Genomic DNA, 23,589 nt, shown 5'->3' on the forward strand with positions numbered 1-23,589 from the left:
CCCCCCCCCGGCCCCCCCCCCCCCCCCCCCCCCCCACCCCCCCCCCCCCCCCCCCCCCCCCCCCCCCCCCCACAGGGGGATATGTGTTTCAACCCGGGGGCCTCCATCCACCGGTCATTCCGTCCAGCAGCGCTACTGGACCCGCGTATCTTTGGCATATGATGCCGGCCTTCGCCAAACGCCGCCCCGTGCTCGCTCCTACCGGAACAGCCAGGCAGGAGTCACCATGCAGCTCAAACACAAAATCGTCGCGCTCGGGATTCTGCCACTGGTGCTGGCGATTGCGGTCATCTGTGCGCTGGTGATTTCCCTCAATCGCCAACTGGGCGATCAACAGGCCCAACTGATCGAAGACAGCATTCTGGCGAGCAAGCGCGCCGAGCTGAAAAACTACGTGGAAATGGCCCGGAGCCTGATCGCGCCGCTGTACGACGACGGCCACGGTGACGCGCATGCCCAGCAGCAAGTGCTGGAGGAACTGCGCAAACTCAGCTTCGGCATTAACGGCTATTTCTTCGTCTACGACCGCGAAGGCCGCAGCCTGATGCACGCGCGGCAATCGGACCTGGTGGGCCAATACCTGTGGGACATGAAGGACCCGCACGGTCTGCCGGTGATCCAGGCCTTGCTCAAGGCCGCACAATCCGGCGAAGGCTTCCAGCGCTACGCCTGGAACAAGCCCTCCTCCGGTCAGGTGACCGACAAGCTCGCCTATGTGGTGATGCTGGATCGCTGGGGCTGGATGCTCGGCACCGGCATCTATCTCGAAGACGTTGAACGCGCGACCCAGCAGGCGCGTGACGAAGTGGCCCAGGGCATCCGCAAGACCATGCTGGCGATTGCCGCCGTGGCGCTGGTGGCGGTGCTGTTCGTGTTCGCCAGCGGCATGACCCTCAACGTCAGCGAGCACCGTCTGGCTGACAAAAAACTGCAGCGCCTGACCCAGCGTATCGTCAGTCTGCAGGAGGAAGAACGCTCGCGGGTGTCCCGGGAATTGCACGACGGCATCAGCCAGGTGCTGGTGTCGATCAAGTTCCAGTTCGAACTGGCCAGCCATGTGCTGGAGAATGGACAAGACAAAGGGCTGAGCATTCTGAAGGAGGCCACCGAGCGTCTGGGCGAAGCGATTGGCGAGGTGCGCAGCCTCTCCCACGACCTGCGCTCATCCCTGCTCGACACCCTTGGCCTGTCAGCCGCCATTGGCCAACTCGCCGAGGAATTCGAGCAACGCAGCGGCCTCACGGTGACCTACAACGACAACGAATTCGACTGCCATCTGGTCGATGGCGCGGCGGTCTCGCTGTTCCGCATCGTGCAGGAAAGCCTGACCAATATCGAACGGCATGCGCAGGCGAAAAACGTTTCCATCAGCCTGCACGGATCTGAAGAATCCTTGCGGTTGACGGTGATCGATGACGGCGTCGGCTTCAACGTCGCCCAGGTCGAACGGCTGCATGCCGGCATTGGCTTGCGTAACATGCGTGAACGTGTCGAACATTTCGGTGGTCGGTTCGACTTGATATCGATCCCGGGAAGAAGTGAGCTGGATGTGCTGCTGCCGATGAAAATGCCCGGCGCCAAACGCTGAACTGACCTTAAGAGTGAATTGCCCGTGATGAACCTGCCCTCCCCGATCCGCGTCGCCCTGGTCGACGACCACTCTTTGGTCCGCGACGGCATCAAGGCGCTGCTGTCGGTCATGGCCCCGCTGGAAGTGGTCGGCGAAGCCGAGAACGGTGCGGAGGCCATCGAGATGGTCGGACGCTGTCAGCCCGACCTGCTGCTGGTCGACATCAGCCTGAAGGACATGAACGGCCTGGAGCTGACCCGCTTGCTGCGCAGCCAGTACCCGGCGCTGAAAGTGCTGGTGCTGAGCATGTACGACAATTACGAATACGTCAGTGAATCCGTGCGTTCAGGGGCCAGCGGCTATGTGCTGAAAAACGCGCCGTCACGGGAAATCATCGCCGCCATCGAAGCCATTGCCAGCGGCGGCACGTTCTACAGTGCCGAAATCGCCCAGCGGCTGATCGCCGATAAAAGCACCGACAACGAGCTGACGCCCCGGGAAAGCCAGGTGCTGTACAAAATGGCCCAAGGCATGAACAACAAGGAAATGGCCCGCGACCTCGACATCAGCGTGCGCACCGTCGAAACCCATCGCCTGAGCATCCGTCGCAAGCTCAACATCGACAAACCGGCGGCACTGGTCAAATACGCGATCGATCACGGGATCATCTCCAGGTAGGCCTCTCTCAAGTCATCCCGGCTTCCACGACATCGCCGTTCAAGCGCACCGGCCACCCTTGATTCACTGCGACCAAATCAACCGCGCCAACACCACCTCCAACGGATGGCGCAGCGGCTTACCGGCCAAGCGCTTCACCTGACTGCGGCAAGAATAACCCGTTGCCAGTGCCTCACCCGGCTTGTCCAGCTTGCCGGCCCATGACTGCTCGAAAATGGCCCGCGACGTTTCCTGGTTCCGCGCTTCGTGGCCGTAGGTGCCGGACATGCCGCAGCAGCCGGTCGCCTCGGTCACCAGCTTGAGCCCCAGACGCGCAAACACCGCCGCCCATTGCGAAGTACTCGCTGGGGCATTGGTCTTCTCAGTGCAGTGCGCCAACAACCGGTAGGTCTCGGTGGCAGGGCTCGGATTTTCCGGCAGCGCATCGATGAGCCATTCCTGCGGCAGCAAGACCTTCGGGCAATCATCAAGCCCCGGCACTTTCTGATATTCCTGGCGATAAACCAGCGTCATCGCCGGGTCCAGCCCCACCAGTGGCACGCCGCAGTCGGCGAGGGCCTTGAGCTGATTGCCGTTGCGGATCGCCGCCTTGGCGAACGCGCCGAGGAACCCCTGCACATGCAACGGCTTGCCATTGGCGCTGTAGGGCGCGAGGAATACCCGATAACCCAACTGATGCGCCAACTGGATAAAACCCGCTAGCAACGGCGTTTCGAAGTAGCGGGTGAACGCGTCCTGTACCAGCACCACGCTGCGCTCGCGTTGCGCGGCGGTCAGTTCGCGCAAGGCCGGCACGCTGGCGACGGCGACCTTGCAGCGGGTCAACGTGGCCTGCAAGTCATGGCGATGGATCAGCGGACTGTCGAGCATCCCGACGTGTCGTTCGAGCAGACGGCTTACCCACTTCGAGCCCATCACCGCGTTGTACAGGCCGGGAGCGTAGGCCATGTAAGGAATGGTGAACTCCAGCGAGCCAATCAGATAATCACGCAACGGACGCTGATAACGACCGTGGTACAGCTCGAGAAAACGCGAACGAAAGTCCGGCACGTTGACCTTGACCGGGCATTGTCCCGCGCAGGATTTACAGGCCAGGCAACCGGCCATCGCGTCGTAGACCTCATGGGAAAAATCCGCCTCGCCCCGCGAACGCGCGAGGTTATTGCGCAACCGCATCGGCAAGCCGCTCAACCACGCCAACCTGCCCCGCGCCGCTTGCAGCACATCGATATTGGCCGCCCCTTGCAACCGCAACCATTCTCGAATCAACGACGCCCTGCCCTTCGGCGAATGCTGGCGCTCACGAGTGGCTTTCCACGACGGGCACATCGCGTCGTTGGGGTCGTAGTTGTAGCAGGCGCCATTACCGTTGCAGTGCATGGCGGTGCCGAAACTTTGCCAGACGCGCTCGTCGATCTGCCGATCGAGATCACCGCGCAGCGTCACCTCGTTGACCTTGAGCAAACTCTCGGCGGCAGCCGGCGGCGTGCAGATCTTGCCGGGGTTGAGCTGATTGTGCGGATCGAACGCCCCCTTGAGCGATTGCAGCGCCGGGTACAACTCGCCGAAAAACCCGGGCACGTATTCCGAGCGTAAACCCTTGCCGTGCTCACCCCACAGCAACCCGCCATAACGCTGGGTCAGCGCGGCCACAGCATCGGAAATCGGCTTGACCAGCGCGGCCTGGGCCGGGTCTTTCATGTCCAGCGCCGGGCGTACGTGCAACACCCCGCCATCGACGTGACCGAACATGCCGTACGCCAGGTGGTAGCTGTCCAGCAATGCGCGGAACTCGGCGATGTAGTCCGCCAGTTTCTCCGGCGGCACCGCGGTGTCTTCCACGAAGGGCTGCGGACGAATCTCACCTTCAACGTTGCCCAACAGCCCGACCGAACGTTTGCGCATGGTGTAGACGCGGCTCACCGCTTCGGCGCCTTCGGCCAACGTGTGTCCGACGCGTTCAATGCTCGTGTCGGCCTGCAAGTGCGCCACAAACGCTGTCACCCGCGCGTTCACTTCAGCCACGTCGTCGCCGCTGAATTCCACCAGATTAATGCCCAGCGTCGGGCGTCCGGCGTCGCTCGGGAAATACTCGGCGACGCTGTGCCAGACGATGTCCTTCATCGCCAGCAACAACACTTTGGAGTCCACGGTTTCGATGGACAGCGGCTTGTGCGCCAGCAACGCATTGGCGTCGCGCAACGCCTCCATGAAGCTGCCGTAGCGCACGTTCACCAACACTGAATAGTTCGGAATCGGCAGCACGTTGAGCTTGGCTTCGACGATGTAGCCCAGCGAACCCTCCGCACCGCACAGCACGCTATTGAGGTTGAAGTGCCCATGTTCGTCGCGCAAGTGCGCCAGGTCGTAGCCGGTCAGGCAGCGGTTGAGCTTGGGGAATATCGATTCGATCAGTTCCGCCTGGGTTTCCTGAATGTGCCGGGCCACCCGGTACACCTCGCCGATCCGGCCGGTTTGCGCGCAGGCGCTCTCCAGCTCCGCGTCGGTCAGCGGCTGGCTGTGCAGGCGCTCACCGCCGAGCAAAACGCTGTGCAGCTCCAGCACATGATCGCGGGTCTTGCCATAGGTGCAACTGCCTTGGCCGCTGGCGTCGGTGTTGATCATGCCGCCGACGGTGGCGCGATTGGAGGTCGACAGCTCCGGGGCGAAGAACAGCCCGTGGGGCTTGAGCGCGGCATTCAGCTGGTCCTTGACCACGCCGGCCTGCACCCGCACCCAGCGCTCGGCAACGTTGATTTCGAGGATGGCGTTCATATGCCGCGACAGGTCGACCACGATGCCATCGGTCAGTGACTGGCCGTTGGTGCCGGTCCCGCCACCGCGCGGGGTCAGTTTGATCTGGCGAAAATGCGGTTCGGCCATCACGGTCGCGATGCGCACGACGTCGTCTGCATCCAGCGGAAACACCGCAGCTTGCGGCAAACGCTGGTAGATCGAATTGTCGGTGGCCAGCACGGTGCGTGTGGCGTAGTCGGCGCTGAGCTGGCCGCGGAAACCGCTGGCACGCAGGGCTTCAAGAAACTCGGGGTAGTCTGCCGCGAGTGCAACGGTGGGCAACTGGGCGATCATCGCAGGCGGTTCTCTTCTTGGTCTGAACACGGAAAATGCAAAACACTTGTCGCCTGGGCATTAATGGGTCAGCCTCAGGTCGTCGGCTACGCCAATGATCCTGAAGGTTCTGGCGTAGGACAAACGGATAATCCTGCCGCTATCGATGACTTTTACGAATGAATTACCGCCACCTCACTCCTTCGATGTCGTTGCTGTTGGCGTTTGAAGCCGCCGCCCGCCACGAAAGCTATACCCGCGCCGCGATGGAACTGTCGCTGACCCAAAGTGCCGTGAGCCGCCAAGTCCAGGCGCTGGAACAGCAACTGGGCCTGACGCTGTTCCGCCGCGAAGGCCGACAAGTGCAACTGACCGATGTTGGCCGTCTCTATCAGCGAGAAATGAGTGAAGCCCTTGGACGCATCCGCAGCGCCACGTTGCAGGCCATGGCCTATCAGTCCGGCAGCGGCACCTTGCGCCTGGCCACCTTGCCGACCTTCGGCTCGAAGTGGTTGCTGCCGCGCCTGCATGATTTCTACAAAACCCATCCCGGCATGCTGGTGCACATCAATTCGCGGATCGACGCCATCGATTTCGAAACCAGCGGCATCGATGCGGCAATCATGGTGGGAAGTGCCGACCTTCCGGGGCTGATCAGCCACCGTCTGCACACTGAAGAGCTGATGGTGATCATCTCTCCTGAAGCCGCCGAGGCCCATGACCTGTGGACGCCGGAGCGTGTTGCGGGCCAGACGCTGCTCAACGTCGCGAGCAACGCCAACGTCTGGGGCGAGTGGTTCAGCCATCACGCCCTGCCCCATCGGATGATGCGGCTGGGGCCGAGTTTCGAACTCACCTCGCACTTGATCCAGGCCGTCAGGGCCGGTATCGGCATCGGTCTGGTGCCGCGGATTCTGGTGACCGATGAGCTGGCCAACGGCGAGCTGATCAGCCTCGGACAGCCCTTCGCCAGCCAGCGCAGTTATTACCTGGCTTACCCGCCACGCAACGAAATGCTGCCGTCACTCGTGGCGTTCCGTACCTGGCTGCTGGAACAGATATGACCGATGCCGGGGCATAGGCAGCGGACATGCGGGAGCGCGCAGGCTCTCCTTAGGGGTTTGTGTTCGAAGGGGTGATGGCGGAATTTTGCTGTCGCTACGACATCGCCAACGCATAAACCAAATCATTGCGTGCTGCCGCATGACCCCTCTTTGACCCAAGGTCGACAAGCGGCTCCATCTCGTGAAAAATGCGCCTTTCGCTACGGGACGAAACTTCTTCCCGCGAGGCTGAGCCCACGAGGTCCTGGATGTTCCCCGAGTCAACCGCACCCGACCACTTGCCCGATCACTGCATGGCGGTCCTGTACGGGTTGGTAACGTCATTTCCCGGCAAGGGCAAGATGTCGCTGCTGAAACTGGTGCGCTCAATGGGCGTCAATGACTCCAGTGGCCGCCTGCTGGACGCCGAAACGCTGTCCGCGCTTCTTGAGTCTCTTCAGCGGGAGCACTGGATCACGTTGGAGGAGCGGCCCGAGGGCCGTTATTTCAACGTTGCGTCCGAGCGGCGCAATCGCGTGTTGCTGAGCCTGTTGGATTCACCCGATCTAGAGCGGTGGCTGCACGAGATCAAGGACGGCCTGCCCTTGCTCAGTGAATGGCAAACCCCTTCCCGCTCACGGATTTTGCAGGACCTCTGGCTGAACCTGCTCAGCGGCAACCTGGGCGGACTGGCGCAGTCGCTGCGCCTGGCGACCTATCTGTTTTTTCACCACCAGTCTCCGGCACCCCACCCGGTGCATTCGTTGACGTCCGACGCGGAAGGCCTCGAGGTGGTTGCCCGGCTCGATGCTGACATCCGCCTGTTGCTGGTGGAGGATCATCTCAATCTGATCAATACCCAACTCGGCCCCGCCGGCCACAGCTACCCGCTGGCGCAGCGCGAGATGGAAGCTCGGCCAAACCGGATGCTGGGGTTGGAGTTGGCGCTTCAGGCGTTGTGGCGGGGAGACTGGGGCAACCTTGAACACATCGACGTGGATGAGTTGACGTTATTGCAACAAACCGTCCATCTGATGCTTCGCGGCCACGTGAGCGAGGCGCTGCGGGGGCTGCGCACCTGGCTGACCGAGATTCGCAGACTCACCAAGAAGCGCAAGATCGACCTGCCTCCCGTGCTCAACATTTTTTACTGCCTCGCGCTGGTCGCGGAGAACGACCCACTGCAGCGTGCTTCACTCAAGCAAGCCATCGCGCTAGGCACGAAGGAAAACTACGGCGAAGCCTACAAAGAGTTACAAGGATTGTTGGAGCAAATGGCAGGAGACAAGCCGTCTCTACCATCTTTCCTGCCCTCCACGCTCAATGGCCTGGACGGTCTGGTGCGTGCCATTGCCCTGTACTGGCAGGATGCGCCTCAGGTGCGCCAGGATAAATGGCGTATCACCCTGCAGGATTATCGTGATGAACTGGCGCGGGATGAATACCTCTGGCTCGCGGCGGAGTTCGACGCGCTGATCGCCGTGCAATTCGGCCAACCCCGGCTATTCGCCGAGGTGCATCAGCGCGCTGGCTTGCAGCCCCTGGTTGGACTCTGCCAGCGCCAGGAAGCGTGGGAGCATGCCCTGAATGCGCTGAGCCAGCTCAGGCCCGGCAAGGCACCAGCCACCCTCAAGGCTGACGAGAAAAACACGCGCCTGGCCTGGTCCATTGAACTCGATGCGTACTGGAGCAGAGTCGAACCCCGCGAACAGAAGCGCAATGCGAAGGGCCAGTGGAGCAAGGGGCGCGCGGTGGCGTTCAAGCGCCTCGTGGAAGATGTTGATCTCATGGATTTTCTCTGCGAACAGGACCGACAGACGATCGGCGCGATCCAGGTGAGCTATCACTACGGCAGACCTGAATACGAATTGGCCGCCGTTCACGCCTTGCCTCGGCTGGTCGGTCATCCCGCCGTCTACTGGCAGGACGCGCCGGACGTGCGTATCGACGTGCATGCGGGTCAGGCGGCCTTGCACCTGCAAAATCATGCCGAACAGATTCGCCTGCACCTCGAGCCACCTGGCATCGTCGAAGCGGGTGAAACCTATACGCACAAAGAAACCCCCACGCGTCTGGTGGTGTATCCCATCAACCGCGAACTGCGCAAAATCATAGACATCGTCGGCCAGGGCCTGAGCGTGCCAACATCGGCCAAGGCGCAACTGATCGAAGCAGTGAGCGCCATCGCGCCACTGTTGCCGATCCACTCGAACATCCCCGAACTCACGGGCCACCTTGACCGAGAACCCGCCGACACCCGTCTCTACGCGCACCTGCTGCCACTGGCTGAAGGGGTGCGCCTGCAATTACTGGTACGTCCATTGGCCGACGGCAGTTGGTTCCGCCCGGGTCATGGTGCCGAGAATCTGCTGAGTGAACGGGACGGCAAGCCGCTGCAGGTCACTCGAGACCTGGCCGGTGAACGACACGTCCTGCAGCAAGTGCTGCACAGTTGTCCGGGACTCGCCTATGCCGACAGCGATGGTCAGGAGTGGCAGCTGGACCAACCCCAGCATGCTCTGCAGTTGCTCAGCGAATTGCACGCACTGGACGGTGAGCAACTGCATTGCATCTGGCCGGAAGGTGAACGCATGCGGATCAAGGCCCGCCCCGGCCTGCCCCAGCTAACGCTGGGTCTTCGCCAGCAGGGCGACTGGTTCGTTCTGCAAGGAAATATCACCCTCGACGACGGCAAGGTGTTGCAGCTCAAGGAATTGATGGAGCTGCTCAAAGCCAGTCCCGGACGCTTCCTGCGGCTCAACGAGCGTGATTGGCTGGCCCTCGACGAGAGCTTGCGCAAACGCCTCGATGAACTGGCTCACCTGACGGACCGGGTCAGCGACCAAGGCCTGCGACTCAGCGCCCTCACCTCGCCGCTGCTCGCCAGCCTGGCGCAGGAAGTCGGGCAATTCGATGCCGACGCAAACTGGCAAACGCACCTGGAAAAACTGCAATCCCTGCGCGACTACCAGCCGCTGGTGCCCGGCACCCTGCAAGCCGAACTGCGCGATTACCAGCACGATGGGTTCGTCTGGCTGGCGCGCCTTGCCCAGTGGGGCGTTGGCGCCTGCCTGGCCGACGACATGGGTCTGGGCAAGACCGTGCAGACGCTGGCCCTGCTGTTGCAGCGGGCCAGCCTTGGGCCGCAACTGGTCGTCGCTCCGACGTCGGTTACGCTCAACTGGCAAGCGGAAAGCGTACGCTTTGCGCCAAGCCTCAGATTGCGCCTCTATCAGCAGCAGCGCAGCTTGAACGACCTCGGTCCTGGCGATCTGGTCATCGTCAGCTATGGCCTGTTGCAACTCGACGCCGGGGCATTCGCTGAGCAGCACTGGACCAGCGTGGTACTGGACGAAGCCCAGGCCATCAAAAATGCCCAGACCAAACGCTCGCAGGCCGTCATGGCGTTGCAGGCCGACTTTCGCATGGTCGCCACCGGCACCCCGCTGGAAAACCATCTCGGCGAGTTGTGGAACCTGTTCCGGTTTATCAACCCTGGTCTGCTCGGCAGTCAGGATAGCTTTGCCGCCCGCTTCGCGACCCCCATCGAACAAGGTGACGTGGCAGCGCGCCGGGCACTCAAGGCATTGATCCAGCCCTTTATCCTCCGTCGACTGAAAAGTCAGGTACTCGCAGAACTGCCGGCCCGTACCGAAATTACCTACAAGGTGCCGTTATCGGAGGAAGAAGCGCACCAGTACGAAGCCCTGCGCCAGCAGGCAGTGGACAACTTGTCGCGACTCGATCCACAGGCGGGCAAATCCATGCAAGTCCTGGCGGAAATCACCCGCCTGCGGCGCTTCTGCTGCCACCCTTCACTGGTCCTGCCTGGCTCGACGTTACAAAGCAGCAAGTTGCAGGCGTTCACCGAAATCGTCAGCGAATTGCTTGAAAACCGGCACAAGGCGCTGGTCTTCAGCCAATTCGTGGACCATCTGAGTATCGTTCGCGCCTGGCTCGACCAAGCAGGTATCGCCTATCAGTACCTTGATGGCGCGACACCCGTGAAAGAGCGACAGAGCCGGGTCAACGCCTTTCAGTCCGGGGTCGGCGACATCTTTCTGATCAGCCTCAAGGCAGGTGGCAGTGGGCTTAACCTGACGGCGGCGGACTATGTGATCCACCTCGACCCCTGGTGGAACCCGGCCGTCGAAGATCAAGCCAGCGACCGCGCTCATCGAATGGGTCAACAACGGCCTGTGACGATCTACCGGCTGGTCACCGAAAACAGCATCGAAGAGCAGATCGTCGGCTTGCACGGGCGCAAACGCGATCTGGCCGACAGCCTGCTGGACGGTGGGGAAATCAGTGCAAAACTGGACGCTGATGCGCTGCTGGAGTTGCTCAAAGGCTAGAGGCGGTGCCGGCTGCCTGACGTTGCGCCAGGTCCCGGCACCTCGCAAAAACCGGGCTTCACGGAGCCCGGATATACGCAAGACCCGCAGGAGCCAGCTTGCTGGCGATGGTCGTTAACGATTACGCGACTGGCCTGAATGAACGTGGAGGTTTTTTTCAGGCACAAAAAAAAGCCACTCGATTGAGTGGCTTTTTCTTTAATTTGGAGCGGGAAACGAGACTCGAACTCGCGACCCCGACCTTGGCAAGGTCGTGCTCTACCAACTGAGCTATTCCCGCGTCTTGGTGTGGCGCATTCTATAGAATCCAGATGCCCCGTCAACCCTTTGATTCAAAAAAGCTTATTTCTTTTCCACGTCCGTCTTCAGATGCGGCCAGGCGGCCCGCAGGTATTGAACCATCGACCACAGCGTCAGGCCTGCGGAGATCAGCAGCAGCGCGTAACCGACCAAAACCCAGAAACTGAAGTCTGACGGATTCGCCAGCAGGATCACCAGCGCCAGCATCTGCGCGGCGGTTTTCCATTTGCCCAGGTTCGACACGGCGACGTGGGCACGTGCGCCGAGTTCGGCCATCCACTCGCGCAGTGCCGAGACGACAATCTCGCGCCCGATAATGACCGCAGCCGGCAATGTCAGCCACAAATTACCGTGTTCCTGCACCAGCAGGACCAGCGCCACGGCGACCATCAGCTTGTCCGCCACCGGGTCGAGAAAAGCCCCGAATGGCGTGCTTTGCTCCAGACGCCGAGCCAGGTAACCGTCCAGCCAGTCGGTGGCGGCAGCAAACGCGAAAACCGACGCGGACGCCAGGTAGCTCCATTGATAAGGCAGGTAAAACAACAAAATGAAGATCGGGATGAGCAGGACGCGTAGAACGGTAATCAGATTAGGGATATTCATCGGCACAACTGGCTACGAGGTGAGTTGGGCATTCTACTCGCTGTGCAGATTTGCATAAATCAACTCTGCGAGCTTTTTACTGATCCCGGGTGCTTTGGCGATCTCTTCGATGCTGGCACGAGACAGCTCCTGCAATCCACCAAAATGTTTCAGCAGATCACGCCGGCGTGTCGGTCCGACGCCCGCGACGCCTTCCAGTGTAGACGTGCGGCGGGTTTTGCCACGACGGGCACGGTGTCCGGTAATAGCGAATCGGTGGGCTTCGTCACGGATCTGCTGGATCAAATGCAGCGCCGGTGAATCACCGCGCAGGGTGAATTCGTGGGCGGCATCGTTAAGGTACAGGGTTTCGAAACCGGCCTTGCGCGTCGCGCCCTTGGCCACGCCGAGCAGTATCAGGTCGGGCACCGCCAGTTCGTTGAGTACGTCACGGGCCATGGACAACTGACCTTTACCGCCGTCCACCAGCAGAATGTCCGGCAGCTTGCCCTCCCCGTCCTTCAGTTTGCTGAAGCGTCGGGTCAGCGCCTGGTGCATGGCGGCGTAGTCGTCGCCGGGCGTCACGCCCTCGATGTTGTAGCGGCGGTAGTCGGATTTGATCGGGCCTTCGGGACCGAACACCACACAGGACGCCACGGTCGCTTCGCCGCTGGAGTGGCTGATGTCGTAACACTCCAGGCGCTGCGGCGGCTCATCCAGTTTCAGCACATCGGCCAGCGCTTCAAAACGCGCGGCCACGTGTTGCCGGTTGGCCAGGCGCGCACCCAGAGCCTGTTCGGCGTTGGTCACGGCCAATTGCTGCCAGCGCGCGCGTGTCCCGCGAACACGGTGGCTGATGGACAGTTCGCGACCACGCAGTTCTTCGATCGCCGCGATCAGCGTCGGGAAATCTTCGTGAACCACGTTGACGATCAACTCGCTCGGCAAATCGCGTTCCGGGCTGGTGATGAAGTATTGGCCGAGAAACGCGGCCATGACCTCGGAAACATCCTCGTCGATACCCACTTGCGGGAAGAAGTTCTTGCTCCCCAGCACCCGGCCGCCGCGCACACTGATCAAGTGAACGCAGGCACCGCCCGGGTTGACGAACGCAGCAATCACATCAACATCACCGGAACCGCCTTCCATGCTTTGCTGATCCTGGACCCGGCGCAGCAATGAGATCTGGTCGCGCAGCTCGGCGGCACGTTCGAACTCCAGGTTGATCGCCGCCTCTTCCATGGCGGCAGACAACTCGTCGGTCAGCGCATTGCTACGCCCTTCCAGGAACATCACCGAGTGCCGCACGTCTTCGGCGTACACCTCGGGCTCCACCAGCCCCACACACGGCGCCTTGCAGCGTTTGATCTGGTATTGCAGGCACGGACGCGTGCGGTTCTTGTAGTAGCTGTCTTCACACTGTCGAACGAAAAAGGTTTTCTGCAGCAGGCTCAGGCTTTCGCGAATCGCACCGGCGCTGGGATAAGGGCCGAAGTATTTGCCCTTGGCCTTTTTCGCCCCACGATGAATGCTCAGTCGTGGAAACTGACCGTCCGAGAGAAAGACATACGGGTAGGATTTATCGTCGCGCAGCAGGATGTTGTAGGGCGGCCGCCATTCCTTGATCAGCGTCTGCTCAAGCAACAGGGCTTCGGTTTCGTTGGCCGTGATGGTCGTTTCGACCTGGGCGATACGCGCGACCAGCGCCGCGGTCTTTGGCGCGAGCCCGGACTTGCGGAAGTAGCTCGACAGCCGATTCTTGAGGTTCTTGGCCTTGCCGACGTAGAGTAGGCGCGCCTCGCTGTCGAACATGCGATAGACGCCGGGGCGTCCACTGACCGTCGACAGGAAAGCGCTTGGATCGAAGGTGTCAGTCATGTTCAGAGGCTGGCATCCACCATGCCGTGACGAACCGCGAGCAGCGTCAATTCGACATCGCTGCTGATCGAAAGCTTTTCGAAAATTCGATAACGGTAGGTGTTAACGGTTTTGGGCGACAGGCACAGCTTGTCGGAAATGATCTGGACTTTCTGGCAGCCGACAATCATCAGCGCGATCTGGATTTCCCGCTCCGACAGTACGTCGAACGGCGAATCGTTGGTCGGCTGGAAGGATTTGATCGCCAATTGCTGGGCGATCTGCGGGCTGATGTAGCGTTGCCCGGCAAACACCAGACGAATGGCCTGGACCATTTCAGGCAGCCCGGCGCCCTTGGTCAGGTAACCGGCGGCACCGGCCTGCAACAATCGGGTTGGAAACGGATCTTCTTCGCACACGGTGACCGCGACCACCTTGATGTCGGGGTGACTGCGCAACAATTTACGGGTGGCCTCAAGACCGCCGATACCGGGCATCTTGACGTCCATCAGAACCACATCGGGTTTCAACTCACGCGCCTTGAGCAGGGATTCTTCGCCAGACTCAGCCTGGCCGACCACTTGCAGGCCATCGATGTCAGCCAGCATTCGTGTAATGCCTGTACGAACGAGATCATGGTCATCGACTACTAGCACCCTAATCAAGCAGACACCTCGCGATATGGTCTTATTGAGTTGTCGACACCTTAGCAAAAAGCGACTGGCAGACCTAGCGGCAAGCGTCATATAAAAAGTTTCAATACATCTTGAAAGGCTTGTCTTATGCGTGTTTCAGCGTTTCACGACCTCGACATCGAGCTGCATTCTCAGGAAACACTCGTCCGCGCCGACCACCTTCAGGCCCTTTCTTTCATATAAGGCTTTCGCCGGATTATTTTCAAATACTGTCAGCCGCAAGGCCGGGCGCCGCTCATTGCAAGCCATCGTCAATACCTGACCGATCGCCCAGGAACCAGCGCCCTGTCCGCGAAACGCCTCAAGGACGTGCAGTTCACGGATGTACAGCGCTCTCGCGTCCCGGCTCAGGCTCACATAACCCAGCCGCTCGTCATCGCGCACGATCAACCAGTTTTGCCGTCCCGCCCAGGCCCTATCGAAAGCCTCGTCCTGCCACAACAAGTCGTGCTGAATGTAATAGCGGAGCAATGACCGACAGGTCAGCTCGCGAGCAAAGTGGAGATCCTGCGCGGTTGCCGGGCGTAATTCGAATACGTCGGCGCTGGTCGATATCGTCATGGCAGGTCTTGGCGCTTTTGAAGAGTTCGAAGTGTGGCACAACCTCCGATGCACTCAAGCGATAGATAACCCCTCCAGTCATTGATAGCAATTTCTGATTGAATCCGCGTACCGGCCTCTAGTAAGCTCGGCGCATCCATCGGAGACAGACCATGTCCAACGCCCTCTTACAGCTTCGTACCGCCAGCGCCTCGCGCTCGGTTGTGGCTGCCCGGGCGAACTGTGTTTGCGCTCCGGTCAGCTTTTATTTTGGGTATTGGTTTAGCCACTGGCGCGCCTGATACCCACACGGCGCCCACTTTAGACGGGTCGCCACCAGAGAATTCTCAACCCCCGGTCGGCCTCCCGACCGGGGGTTTTGTTTTTTCAGCCCCTACATTTTTAGCAACACACCAGACAACTTGAGGATTCAGAAAATGAACTACGCCACTTATTACCGTTACGACAGTTTTACCGCCTGGCGATTTAGCAGCCTCCGCTCGGGACAGCCTGCCGCCTCCGATCGGTCACCCACAGGTGGCAAGCACACCCACGCAGCCAATCCGGCCAATTGTCGAACACCCCAGTAGGGCCGAGCGCGCGGGAAGAACCCGCTGCTCGCCCAGGAAACCTGACTATGAACTCGTCCGTCTCTGCTCTGCCGCTGTCCACCCTGAGCCCTGCCAACGAAGCGCTGACCTTGCGCCTGCCCAGCTCGTTGCAACTCAAGCAGCAACTGCCCCTCAGCAACGCCCTGACCCGGCAAGTCGCCGCCCATCGCGACGCGGTCCGTGCGATCCTCAACGGTGAAGACTCCCGTTTGCTGGTCATCGTCGGCCCCTGCTCGATTCACGATCCCCGCTCCGCCCTCGAATACGCCGGCCACCTCGCCCGCCTCGCCGCTGAAGTCAGCGATGAAATGCTCCTGGTGATGCGCGCCTATGTCGAAAAACCTCGTACCACAGTCGGCTGGAAAGGCCTGGCCTACGATCCGCACCTGGACGGCAGCGATGACATGGCCGGCGGCCTGACGTTGTCTCGCGAACTGATGCGCGAAATGCTCCAGCTCGGCTTGCCGGTCGCCACCGAATTGCTGCAACCGATGGCCGCCGGCTACTTCGATGACCTGCTCAGCTGGGTCGCCATTGGCGCCCGGACCACCGAATCGCAGATTCACCGGGAAATGGCCAGCGGCCTGAGCATGCCGGTCGGCTTCAAGAACGGCACCGATGGTGGCGTCGGCGTGGCCAGTGACGCCATGCGCTCCGCCGCGCACCCGCATCGGCATTTCGGCGTCGACAGCCAGGGCCATCCGGCGATCATTCAGACCCAGGGCAACGCAGACACCCACCTGGTCCTGCGCGGCGGTCATCGCGGCCCTAACTATGACCGCGACAGCGTTGCCCAAGTGAACATCGACCTGAACAAACTGAAGATCCCGGCGCGGATCATGGTCGATTGCAGCCACGCCAACAGCGGCAAAGACCCGCTGCGTCAACCGGCGGTGTTCAACGATGTGCTTGAACAGCGCTTGCAGGGCGATCGAACGTTGATCGGGATGATGATCGAAAGTCATTTGTTCGAGGGTTGCCAGCCGTTGAGCCCCTCGCTCCAGTACGGCGTGTCGGTGACCGATGGTTGCCTTGGGTGGGAGGGGACGGAAGAGTTGTTGCGCCGGGCGGCGCAACGGTTGCGTTCCGCCCGCGGCTGACGGGTAAAAGCCCTGCCGGCGGTAGTCCATCGCGACGTTGTGGGCTACCGCCGATTAAAAGACGCTCGGACATTCCGAAACGGACCTCATCCAGATTCGAATCTACACACAGTTTCTATTCCGTTTTCATCCGCGTACAGCGGCTTTTTCAGACATCGCGCAAACGTCCGAGTGCTTTAGAGTGAGGCCCGAGCACATCCACGAACTTCTGCGAAAAGGTACGAATATGCAACGGAATGCAAGCACTCTCTATCCCATCCTGCTGGTTCACGGCCTGTTCGGTTTCGACCGGATTGGCCCCTTCGAACTCTTCCATGACATCAAGCAAGCCCTGCGCAGTGGTGGCGCCAGGGTGTTCGTTCCGCACCTGTCGGTGACCCATAGCAATGAAGCACGCGGCGAGCAGCTGCTGGCGCAGATCGAACGGGTGCTGGAGGGCACCGGTGCCGAAAAGGTCAACCTGATCGGGCACAGCCAGGGCGCGCTTGCCGCGCGTTATGCCGCCGCGATAGCACCGCACATCGTGGCGTCGGTGACGTCGGTCAGCGGACCGAATCATGGCTCGGAACTGGCGGACTTCCTGCGCAAAGCCCTGACACCCGGACGCATCCCCGAGCGGGCGGCCGATGCGGTCGTCACGTTGTTCGCCGATTTCCTGGCGGCGCTGAACGGCCATCCCGACCTGCCGCAAAACGCCCTTTGCGCGTTGAATGCGTTGACCACCGAAGGTGTCTACGCGTTTAACGAGAAGTACCCCCAAGGGCTGCCAAAAACCTGGGGCGGCAAGGGCCGCGAGCTGGTCAACGGCGTTCGCTACTATTCCTGGAGCGGCACATTGCAAGGCAGCGTCCTCGATGAAGGATTCAACGCCCTCGATCCGATGAACGCCTTCTCCCGGGCCTTTTCCCGCTATTTCACCACCGAAGCCGATCAGAACGACGGCATGGTCGGGCGCTTCAGCTCGCATCTGGGCAAGGTGATCCGTTCCGACTATCCACTGGATCACCTCGACAGCATCAACCAGACCGCCGGTCGCGTGCGCCAAGGCATTGATCCGGTTGAACCGTTTGTGCGGCACGCCGAGCGTCTGCGAAAGGCGGGCCTTTAAGCAGCGGAAGGAACTTTGAGGAGAAATGGACCACTGAATCCGGTAGGCTCAGCACTTTACTGAACATTGAAAGGAGTATTTCCCCATGGCTAAAGCCACTGCCCGTCACATCCTGGTTGCCAGCGAAGACAAGTGCAACGAACTCAAGGCCCAAATCGAGGCAGGTGCCGATTTCGCCGACGTTGCCAAAGCCAACTCCACCTGCCCGTCCAGCCGTCAGGGCGGCGATCTGGGTTCGTTCGGTCCAGGCCAGATGGTCAAGGAATTCGACACCGTGGTCTTCAGCGCACCGATCAACGTCGTACAAGGCCCGGTGAAGACCCAGTTTGGCTACCACCTGCTGGAAGTGACCAGCCGCCAGGACTGATCAATTCGCAATGTTTCCCCACGACGGCCCGCCATTTTGGTGGGCCGTCGTGTTTCGGACGCGCGATACGGCTGGCGAGGGACGCGCCGCTAGCGTACAAATTGCGGTTATCGATCACCCGGCTCTAAGGCTGACAATGCGACTGGCTTTCCCTACTTTATTGTTCACTGCCGTGGCCCTGTTGTTGGGCGCCGCCGGTGTGAACGCGGCACCGCAACATGCGCTTACCGTCTACGGCGAGCCGGCGAAATACCCTGCCGGCTTCAGTCACTTTGCCTACACCAACCTGCAAGCGCCCAAGGGCGGGACGATGCGCCGTTCAGCGATCGAGATCGGTCACTTCGACCATCTTCTTCCTTATATAGACAAAGGCATCGGCGTGACGCAGATCGACGGTCTGCTCTACTCGCCCCTGGCCCAGCGTTCCCTGGACGAGCCTTACACCGTGTACGGCCTGGTGGCGCAGACGATGGAGCGCTCGGACGACGGTTTGTCCCTGCGGTTCTATCTCAATCCCAAGGCGCGCTTCGCCGATGGCCAGCCGATCACCGCCGAAGACGTGCGCTACACCTTCAACCTGCTGATGACCCAGGGCAGCCTGCGTTATCGCACACAGTTCGCCGACGTCAAAGGCGTTGAGGTGGAATCGCCGCTGACTGTGCGTTTCGACTTCAAAAGCAACGAAAACCGCACCCTGCCCCTGGACATCGCGACCCTGCCAGTGTTTCCCGAACACTGGTGGAAGAGCCGCGATTTCGCCGGTGGTGGCGGTTACGAGCCGCCACTTGGCAGTGGCCCGTACAAAGTGAGCAAGGTCGATTCCGGGCGCAGCATCACCTTTGAACGCAATCCCGACTGGTGGGGCAAGGACCTGCCGGTCAGCCGTGGCTTGTACAATTTCGATCATTTCAGCATCGAGTACTTCGGCGACACCGACGTGGCGCGCCAGGTATTGCGCGGCGGCGCCTACGACTACAACCGCGAATTCTCCGCCACCGGCTACTCCATCGGCTACGACAGCCCTGCCCTCGCCGACGGCCGCCTGCAAAAGGCCCACCTCGCGCAGAGCGCGCCGCAATCGGCGCAAGGCTTTGTGTTCAATCTGCAGAATCCGCTGTTCCAGGATCGCCGCGTCCGCCAGGCCCTGGTGATGCTCTGGGATTTCGAGTGGAGCAACCGGCAGATGATGCGCGACCTCTATATCCGTCAGCAGAGCTTCTTTTCCAACACCGACCTGGCCGCACGCAGCTTGCCGGATGCCGCCGAACTGGCGATTCTCGAGCCGTTGCGTGGGCAGATCCCCGAAGAGGTGTTCACCAAGGTCTTCGAAGCGCCGAAAACCGATGGCAGCGGCGTGATCCGCGACAAACAGCTGCAAGCGCTGGACCTGCTCGAACAGGCCGGATGGAAACCCGATGGCGACCAACTGGTGAACGCCGAAGGCAAGCCGCTGAGCTTCACTTTCCTGGTCAGCCAGAACGGCATGGACCGCCTGCTGTTGCCGTACAAGCGCACGCTGAAACAGATTGGCATCGACCTCAACATCCGCCGCATCGACTCGTCCCAGTACGTCAATCGCCTGATGTCGCGCGATTACGACATGATCGTCACCGGCTACCCGGTCACCACCTCGCCAGGCAATGAACTGACCAATTATTTCGGTTCGGCGGCGGCCAACGATCCAGGCTCCAACAACTACATGGTGCTGAAGAACCCGGCGGTCGATACGCTGGTCAGCGGCCTGGTCCGCGCCACCACCCAGGCCGACATGTTGCGCTACGCCCATGCCCTGGACCGGGTGCTGCAATGGAACTACTACTGGATTCCCAACTATTACCCGCCGGGCAGTTCCACCGTGTGGTGGAACCGTTTCGGTATTCCCAGCGTCCAGGCGGCCAATGACGAAGCCATCGAGAGTTGGTGGGAAGTGAGTTCCACGCCCTTGACCAACCAACAGATGACCGCCGAGCTGATCAAACGCGGCAGACCCGGAGGGCCGCACTGATGTGGGCTTACATACTGCGGCGCCTGCTGCTGATCATTCCGACGCTGGTGATCATTCTTCTGGTCAATTTCATCATCGTCCAGGCCGCACCGGGTGGACCGGTTGAACAGGCCATCGCGCACCTGCAAGGCATCGGCGGCGCCAGCGTCGGCGGCGGTGCCAGCGAAGTCATGAGCGGCAGTTCGCGAGCCAGTCGTGGCCTCGATCCGCAATTGATCAAGGAAATCGAAAAACAATACGGCTTCGACAAACCCGCCCCGGAACGCCTGTGGCTGATGCTCAAGAACTACGCGCAGCTGGATTTCGGCAAGAGCTTTTTTCGCGGCGCCACCGTCACCGACCTGATCCTGGAAAAAATGCCGGTGACCATTTCCCTCGGGCTATGGGCCACGCTGATCACCTACCTGGTGTCGATCCCGCTGGGTATCCGCAAGGCGGTGCACCATGGCAGCCATTTCGACATCTGGAGCAGCACCGCGATCATCATTGGCTACGCGATGCCGGCATTCCTGTTCGCGATGTTCCTGATCGTGGTGTTCGCCGGCGGCACGTCGTTGAACTGGTTTCCGGTACGCGGCCTGGTCTCGGACAACTTCGACTCGCTGTCCACCGTGGGCAAGATCGCCGACTACTTCTGGCACCTGGTGTTGCCAGTCACGGCCCTGGTGATCGGCGGCTTCGCCACCCTGACCATCCTGACCAAAAACTCCTTCCTCAATGAAATCACCCGCCAATACGTAGTCACCGCCCGCGCCAAAGGCATGAGCGAGCGTCGCGTGCTCTACGGCCACGTGTTCCGCAACGCCATGCTGCTGGTGGTGTCGGGGATTCCCCAAGCGTTCATCAGCGTGTTCTTCGCCGGCTCGCTGTTGATCGAGGTGATTTTCTCCCTCGATGGCCTGGGCCGCATGAGTTACGAAGCCGCGGTGTCCCGGGACTACCCGGTGGTGTTCGGTTCGCTGTTCATCTTCACGTTGTTCGGCCTGCTGATCAAACTGGTCGGCGACCTCTGCTACACCCTGGTCGACCCGCGTATCGACTTCGCCGCGAGGAACGCCTGATGTTCAATCTTTCACCGTTGGCGCGGCGCCGCTTCGAACGCTTCAAGAAAAACCGCCGCGGCTGGTGGTCGCTGTGGCTGTTTGTCGGCCTGTTCCTGCTGACCCTCGGTGGCGAACTGATCGCCAACGACAAGCCGCTGGTGGTCAGCTATCAGGGTTCGTTGTACTTCCCGGTGTTCAAGCGCTACACCGAGCAGGAATTCGGCGGGCAACTGCCGTTCCAGGCGGACTACCGCAGCGACTACGTGCAGAAGCTGATCAGGAAGGACGGCGGCTGGCTGCTGTTTCCGCCGATCCCGTTCAGCGACGACACACCCAATTACGACCTGAACAAACCGGCACCGAGCCCGCCCTCCAACGTCAACTGGCTGGGCACGGACGACCAGGCGCGGGACGTGCTGGCCCGGGTGATTTTCGGTGCGCGGGTGTCGATTCTGTTTGCGTTGATGCTGACGTTTGTCAGTGCGCTGATCGGCATCGCCGCCGGCGCGCTGCAAGGCTATTACGGTGGCTGGGTCGATCTGATCGGTCAGCGTTTGCTGGAGGTCTGGTCGGGTCTGCCCGTGTTGTACCTGCTGATCATTCTTTCAGGGTTCGTTGAGCCGAATTTCTGGTGGCTGCTGGGGATCATGGCGCTGTTTTCCTGGCTGGCGCTGGTGGACGTGGTGCGTGCGGAGTTCCTGCGCGGACGCAACCTCGAATACGTCAAGGCTGCCCGGGCGCTGGGTCTTACCGATCGCAAGGTCATCGTGCGGCACATCCTGCCCAACGCGATGAACGCGACCCTGAGTTACCTGCCGTTCATCCTGACCGGGGCGATCTCGACGCTGACTGCGCTGGATTTTCTCGGCTTCGGCATGCCGGCCGGCAGCGCATCCCTGGGCGAGCTGATCGGTCAGGGCAAGCAGAACCTGCAAGCGCCTTGGCTGGGCCTGACGGCGTTTTTCACTCTGGCGCTGATTCTTTCTTTGCTGGTGTTTATCGGTGAGGCATTGCGAGATGCCTTTGACCCACGATCCTGAAGCGAGCGTTGAGATGAGTAACCTGATCGAAATCCGTGACCTCAGCGTCGCCTTCAACGGCCAGATCGTGGTGCGTAACCTGTGCCTGGACATCCGCCCCGGTGAATGCCTGGCGCTGGTCGGCGAGTCGGGTTCCGGCAAATCGGTGACTGCGCACTCGATCCTGCAACTGCTGCCGGAAATCGGCACCGAATCTACTGGCAGCATTCGCTATCGCGGCAAGGAACTGCTGGGCGCCTCCTCGAAGGTGCTGCGCGAGTTGCGTGGCAACCGCATCGCGATGATCTTCCAGGAGCCAATGACCTCGCTCAATCCGCTGCACAGCATCGAAAAGCAGATCGGCGAGACCCTGCTGCTGCACAAAGGCCTGACCGGCAAAGCCGCGCAGGCACGGATTCTGGAGTTGCTGCATCTGGTGGGCATCCAGAAACCCGAAGAGCGGCTCAAGGCCTATCCCCATCAACTGTCTGGCGGGCAGCGGCAACGGGTCATGATCGCCATGGCCCTGGCCTGCGAACCGGAACTGCTGATCGCCGACGAACCCACCACGGCGCTGGACGTGACCGTGCAGCGCAAGATTCTGCTGCTGCTCAAATCCCTGCAACAGCGCCTTGGCATGTCGCTGTTGCTGATCAGCCACGACCTCAATCTGGTGCGCAGCATCGCCCAGCGCGTGTGCGTGATGAAGGCCGGGGAAATCGTCGAGCAAGCGCCGTGCGAGACGTTATTCACCGAACCAAGGCACCCTTACAGCTGCGTGCTGCTGAATGCCGAACCGGAAGGCGAGGCGCTGGCCCGGGACGAGCGCGAGAAGGTCCTGGAAGTGGACAACCTGCGGGTGAAGTTCGCCCTCGGCGGCGGACTGTTCCAGCGCAAGACTTACCTGCACGCGGTCGACGGCATCAGCCTGAATGTCCAGCGCGGCAAGACGCTGGGGATCGTCGGTGAATCGGGCTCTGGCAAGTCGACGCTGGGCCAGGCGATCCTGCGCCTGCTCGAGTCCGAAGGCAGCATCCGCTTTCAAGGCACGGCCCTGGATGGCCTGACGCAGAAGCAACTGCGGCCGTGGCGCAAGAAAATGCAGGTGGTGTTCCAGGACCCGTTCGGCAGCCTCAGCCCGCGGATGTCGGTGGCGCAAATCATTAGCGAAGGCCTGGAAGTTCACAGCCAGTCGACCGCTGACGAATGCGAGGCCCAGGTGATCCAGGCCCTGCAGGAAGTCGGCCTCGACCCGCAAAGCCGTCATCGTTACCCCCATGAATTCTCCGGCGGCCAGCGTCAGCGCATCGCCATTGCCCGGGCGCTGGTGCTGAAACCGGCGCTGATTCTGCTGGATGAGCCGACGTCGGCGCTGGACCGCACCGTGCAAAAACAGGTGGTCGCGCTGCTCCGCCAGCTTCAGGAAAAACATGGCCTGACGTACCTGTTTATCAGCCATGACCTGGCGGTGGTCCGCGCCCTGGCCCACGACATGATCGTGATCAAGGATGGCAAAGTGGTGGAAAGCGGTGCGAGCCACGACGTGTTCGACTCGCCGCAGCATCCGTATACCAAGGAGCTGTTGGCGGCGGCGCATCAGCGGTAGACATAATTGCGCCATTCAGTGAGACCGCGTCGCGGCCTTCG

16 protein-coding genes and 1 tRNA gene are annotated in these 23,589 nt (G+C 61.1%); 11 read left to right on the plus strand and 6 right to left on the minus strand.

Features of this window, described 5'->3' with window-relative positions; translation table 11 throughout:
• Positions 1 to 226 precede the first annotated feature (226 nt).
• Positions 227 to 1,588: a cache domain-containing protein gene (locus NTD84_RS08990; RefSeq protein ID WP_262164791.1), complete on the plus strand. Its 1,362-nt coding sequence runs from the start codon at positions 227 to 229 to the stop codon at positions 1,586 to 1,588.
• A gap of 27 nt (positions 1,589 to 1,615) precedes the next feature.
• Complete coding sequence (locus NTD84_RS08995; RefSeq protein ID WP_262164792.1) at positions 1,616 to 2,248, plus strand: response regulator; 633 nt, start codon at positions 1,616 to 1,618, stop codon at positions 2,246 to 2,248.
• Between the two features lie 63 nt (positions 2,249 to 2,311).
• Here the strand turns inward: NTD84_RS08995 and NTD84_RS09000 are convergent, their stop codons facing one another.
• On the minus strand, positions 2,312 to 5,338 hold the full coding sequence (locus NTD84_RS09000; RefSeq protein ID WP_262164793.1) for an FAD-binding and (Fe-S)-binding domain-containing protein: 3,027 nt from the start codon (positions 5,336 to 5,338) through the stop codon (positions 2,312 to 2,314).
• A gap of 158 nt (positions 5,339 to 5,496) precedes the next feature.
• Between NTD84_RS09000 and NTD84_RS09005 the strand changes: the two genes are divergently transcribed.
• Both NTD84_RS09005 and NTD84_RS09010 read left to right on the plus strand, forming a co-directional pair.
• Positions 5,497 to 6,381 (plus strand): LysR substrate-binding domain-containing protein, encoded by an 885-nt coding sequence (locus NTD84_RS09005; protein WP_262164794.1) that lies wholly within the window; start codon positions 5,497 to 5,499, stop codon positions 6,379 to 6,381.
• Between the two features lie 248 nt (positions 6,382 to 6,629).
• Positions 6,630 to 10,715 (plus strand): DEAD/DEAH box helicase, encoded by a 4,086-nt coding sequence (locus NTD84_RS09010; RefSeq protein ID WP_262164795.1) that lies wholly within the window; start codon positions 6,630 to 6,632, stop codon positions 10,713 to 10,715.
• Positions 10,716 to 10,919: 204 nt separating this feature from the next.
• Here NTD84_RS09010 and NTD84_RS09015 read toward each other — a convergent pair.
• The 5 genes from NTD84_RS09015 to NTD84_RS09035 form a co-directional block, all read right to left on the minus strand.
• Positions 10,920 to 10,995 (minus strand) — tRNA-Gly (locus NTD84_RS09015).
• Between the two features lie 62 nt (positions 10,996 to 11,057).
• Positions 11,058 to 11,618 carry a CDP-diacylglycerol--glycerol-3-phosphate 3-phosphatidyltransferase gene (gene pgsA, locus NTD84_RS09020; RefSeq protein ID WP_262164796.1) on the minus strand — a complete coding sequence of 187 codons (561 nt, stop codon included), beginning with the start codon at positions 11,616 to 11,618 and terminating at the stop codon, positions 11,058 to 11,060.
• Positions 11,619 to 11,651: 33 nt separating this feature from the next.
• Complete coding sequence (gene uvrC, locus NTD84_RS09025) at positions 11,652 to 13,475, minus strand: excinuclease ABC subunit UvrC (protein ID WP_262164797.1); 1,824 nt, start codon at positions 13,473 to 13,475, stop codon at positions 11,652 to 11,654.
• 2 nt (positions 13,476 to 13,477) lie between these two features.
• On the minus strand, positions 13,478 to 14,119 hold the full coding sequence (uvrY, locus tag NTD84_RS09030; RefSeq protein WP_262164798.1) for a UvrY/SirA/GacA family response regulator transcription factor: 642 nt from the start codon (positions 14,117 to 14,119) through the stop codon (positions 13,478 to 13,480).
• Positions 14,120 to 14,245: 126 nt separating this feature from the next.
• Complete coding sequence (locus NTD84_RS09035) at positions 14,246 to 14,710, minus strand: GNAT family N-acetyltransferase (RefSeq protein WP_262164799.1); 465 nt, start codon at positions 14,708 to 14,710, stop codon at positions 14,246 to 14,248.
• A gap of 616 nt (positions 14,711 to 15,326) precedes the next feature.
• Between NTD84_RS09035 and NTD84_RS09040 the strand changes: the two genes are divergently transcribed.
• From NTD84_RS09040 to NTD84_RS09070, 7 genes are all read left to right on the plus strand, one after another.
• Entirely contained in the window at positions 15,327 to 16,400 is a 1,074-nt protein-coding gene (locus NTD84_RS09040) for a 3-deoxy-7-phosphoheptulonate synthase (RefSeq protein WP_262164800.1), read from the plus strand.
• A 226-nt stretch (positions 16,401 to 16,626) separates the two neighbouring features.
• Positions 16,627 to 17,508 (plus strand): esterase/lipase family protein, encoded by an 882-nt coding sequence (locus NTD84_RS09045; protein WP_262164801.1) that lies wholly within the window; start codon positions 16,627 to 16,629, stop codon positions 17,506 to 17,508.
• Between the two features lie 85 nt (positions 17,509 to 17,593).
• The gene (locus tag NTD84_RS09050; RefSeq protein WP_262164802.1) at positions 17,594 to 17,875 is read left to right on the plus strand and encodes a peptidylprolyl isomerase; all 282 of its coding nucleotides are present in this window, start codon (positions 17,594 to 17,596) and stop codon (positions 17,873 to 17,875) included.
• A 136-nt stretch (positions 17,876 to 18,011) separates the two neighbouring features.
• Positions 18,012 to 19,880, plus strand: coding sequence for an extracellular solute-binding protein (locus tag NTD84_RS09055; protein ID WP_262164803.1), 1,869 nt, complete (start codon positions 18,012 to 18,014; stop codon positions 19,878 to 19,880).
• A complete protein-coding gene (locus NTD84_RS09060; protein ID WP_262164804.1) occupies positions 19,880 to 20,941 on the plus strand; it encodes a microcin C ABC transporter permease YejB in 1,062 nt (353 codons plus the stop codon). Before NTD84_RS09055 ends, NTD84_RS09060 begins: the two co-directional genes overlap by 1 nt.
• Entirely contained in the window at positions 20,941 to 21,963 is a 1,023-nt protein-coding gene (locus NTD84_RS09065) for an ABC transporter permease (protein ID WP_262164805.1), read from the plus strand. Before NTD84_RS09060 ends, NTD84_RS09065 begins: the two co-directional genes overlap by 1 nt.
• A gap of 13 nt (positions 21,964 to 21,976) precedes the next feature.
• Positions 21,977 to 23,548, plus strand: coding sequence for an ABC transporter ATP-binding protein (locus NTD84_RS09070; protein ID WP_262164806.1), 1,572 nt, complete (start codon positions 21,977 to 21,979; stop codon positions 23,546 to 23,548).
• The last annotated feature ends 41 nt before the right edge of the window (positions 23,549 to 23,589 follow it).

Origin of the sequence: Pseudomonas sp. 14P_8.1_Bac3 (assembly GCF_025466085.1) — a bacterium.
GTDB lineage: Bacteria > Pseudomonadota > Gammaproteobacteria > Pseudomonadales > Pseudomonadaceae > Aquipseudomonas.

Coding starts and splice junctions, on each gene's coding strand:
- NTD84_RS09060 (WP_262164804.1), top strand. CDS start 19,880: ATGTGGGCTTACATACTGCGGCGCCTGCTGCTGATCATTCCGACGCTG.
- pgsA (WP_262164796.1), bottom strand. CDS start 11,618: ATGAATATCCCTAATCTGATTACCGTTCTACGCGTCCTGCTCATCCCG.
- NTD84_RS09065 (WP_262164805.1), top strand. CDS start 20,941: ATGTTCAATCTTTCACCGTTGGCGCGGCGCCGCTTCGAACGCTTCAAG.
- NTD84_RS09050 (WP_262164802.1), top strand. CDS start 17,594: ATGGCTAAAGCCACTGCCCGTCACATCCTGGTTGCCAGCGAAGACAAG.
- NTD84_RS09035 (WP_262164799.1), bottom strand. CDS start 14,710: ATGACGATATCGACCAGCGCCGACGTATTCGAATTACGCCCGGCAACC.
- NTD84_RS08990 (WP_262164791.1), top strand. CDS start 227: ATGCAGCTCAAACACAAAATCGTCGCGCTCGGGATTCTGCCACTGGTG.
- NTD84_RS09045 (WP_262164801.1), top strand. CDS start 16,627: ATGCAACGGAATGCAAGCACTCTCTATCCCATCCTGCTGGTTCACGGC.
- NTD84_RS09055 (WP_262164803.1), top strand. CDS start 18,012: ATGCGACTGGCTTTCCCTACTTTATTGTTCACTGCCGTGGCCCTGTTG.
- NTD84_RS08995 (WP_262164792.1), top strand. CDS start 1,616: ATGAACCTGCCCTCCCCGATCCGCGTCGCCCTGGTCGACGACCACTCT.
- uvrC (WP_262164797.1), bottom strand. CDS start 13,475: ATGACTGACACCTTCGATCCAAGCGCTTTCCTGTCGACGGTCAGTGGA.
- NTD84_RS09005 (WP_262164794.1), top strand. CDS start 5,497: ATGAATTACCGCCACCTCACTCCTTCGATGTCGTTGCTGTTGGCGTTT.
- NTD84_RS09010 (WP_262164795.1), top strand. CDS start 6,630: ATGTTCCCCGAGTCAACCGCACCCGACCACTTGCCCGATCACTGCATG.
- NTD84_RS09070 (WP_262164806.1), top strand. CDS start 21,977: ATGAGTAACCTGATCGAAATCCGTGACCTCAGCGTCGCCTTCAACGGC.
- NTD84_RS09000 (WP_262164793.1), bottom strand. CDS start 5,338: ATGATCGCCCAGTTGCCCACCGTTGCACTCGCGGCAGACTACCCCGAG.
- NTD84_RS09040 (WP_262164800.1), top strand. CDS start 15,327: ATGAACTCGTCCGTCTCTGCTCTGCCGCTGTCCACCCTGAGCCCTGCC.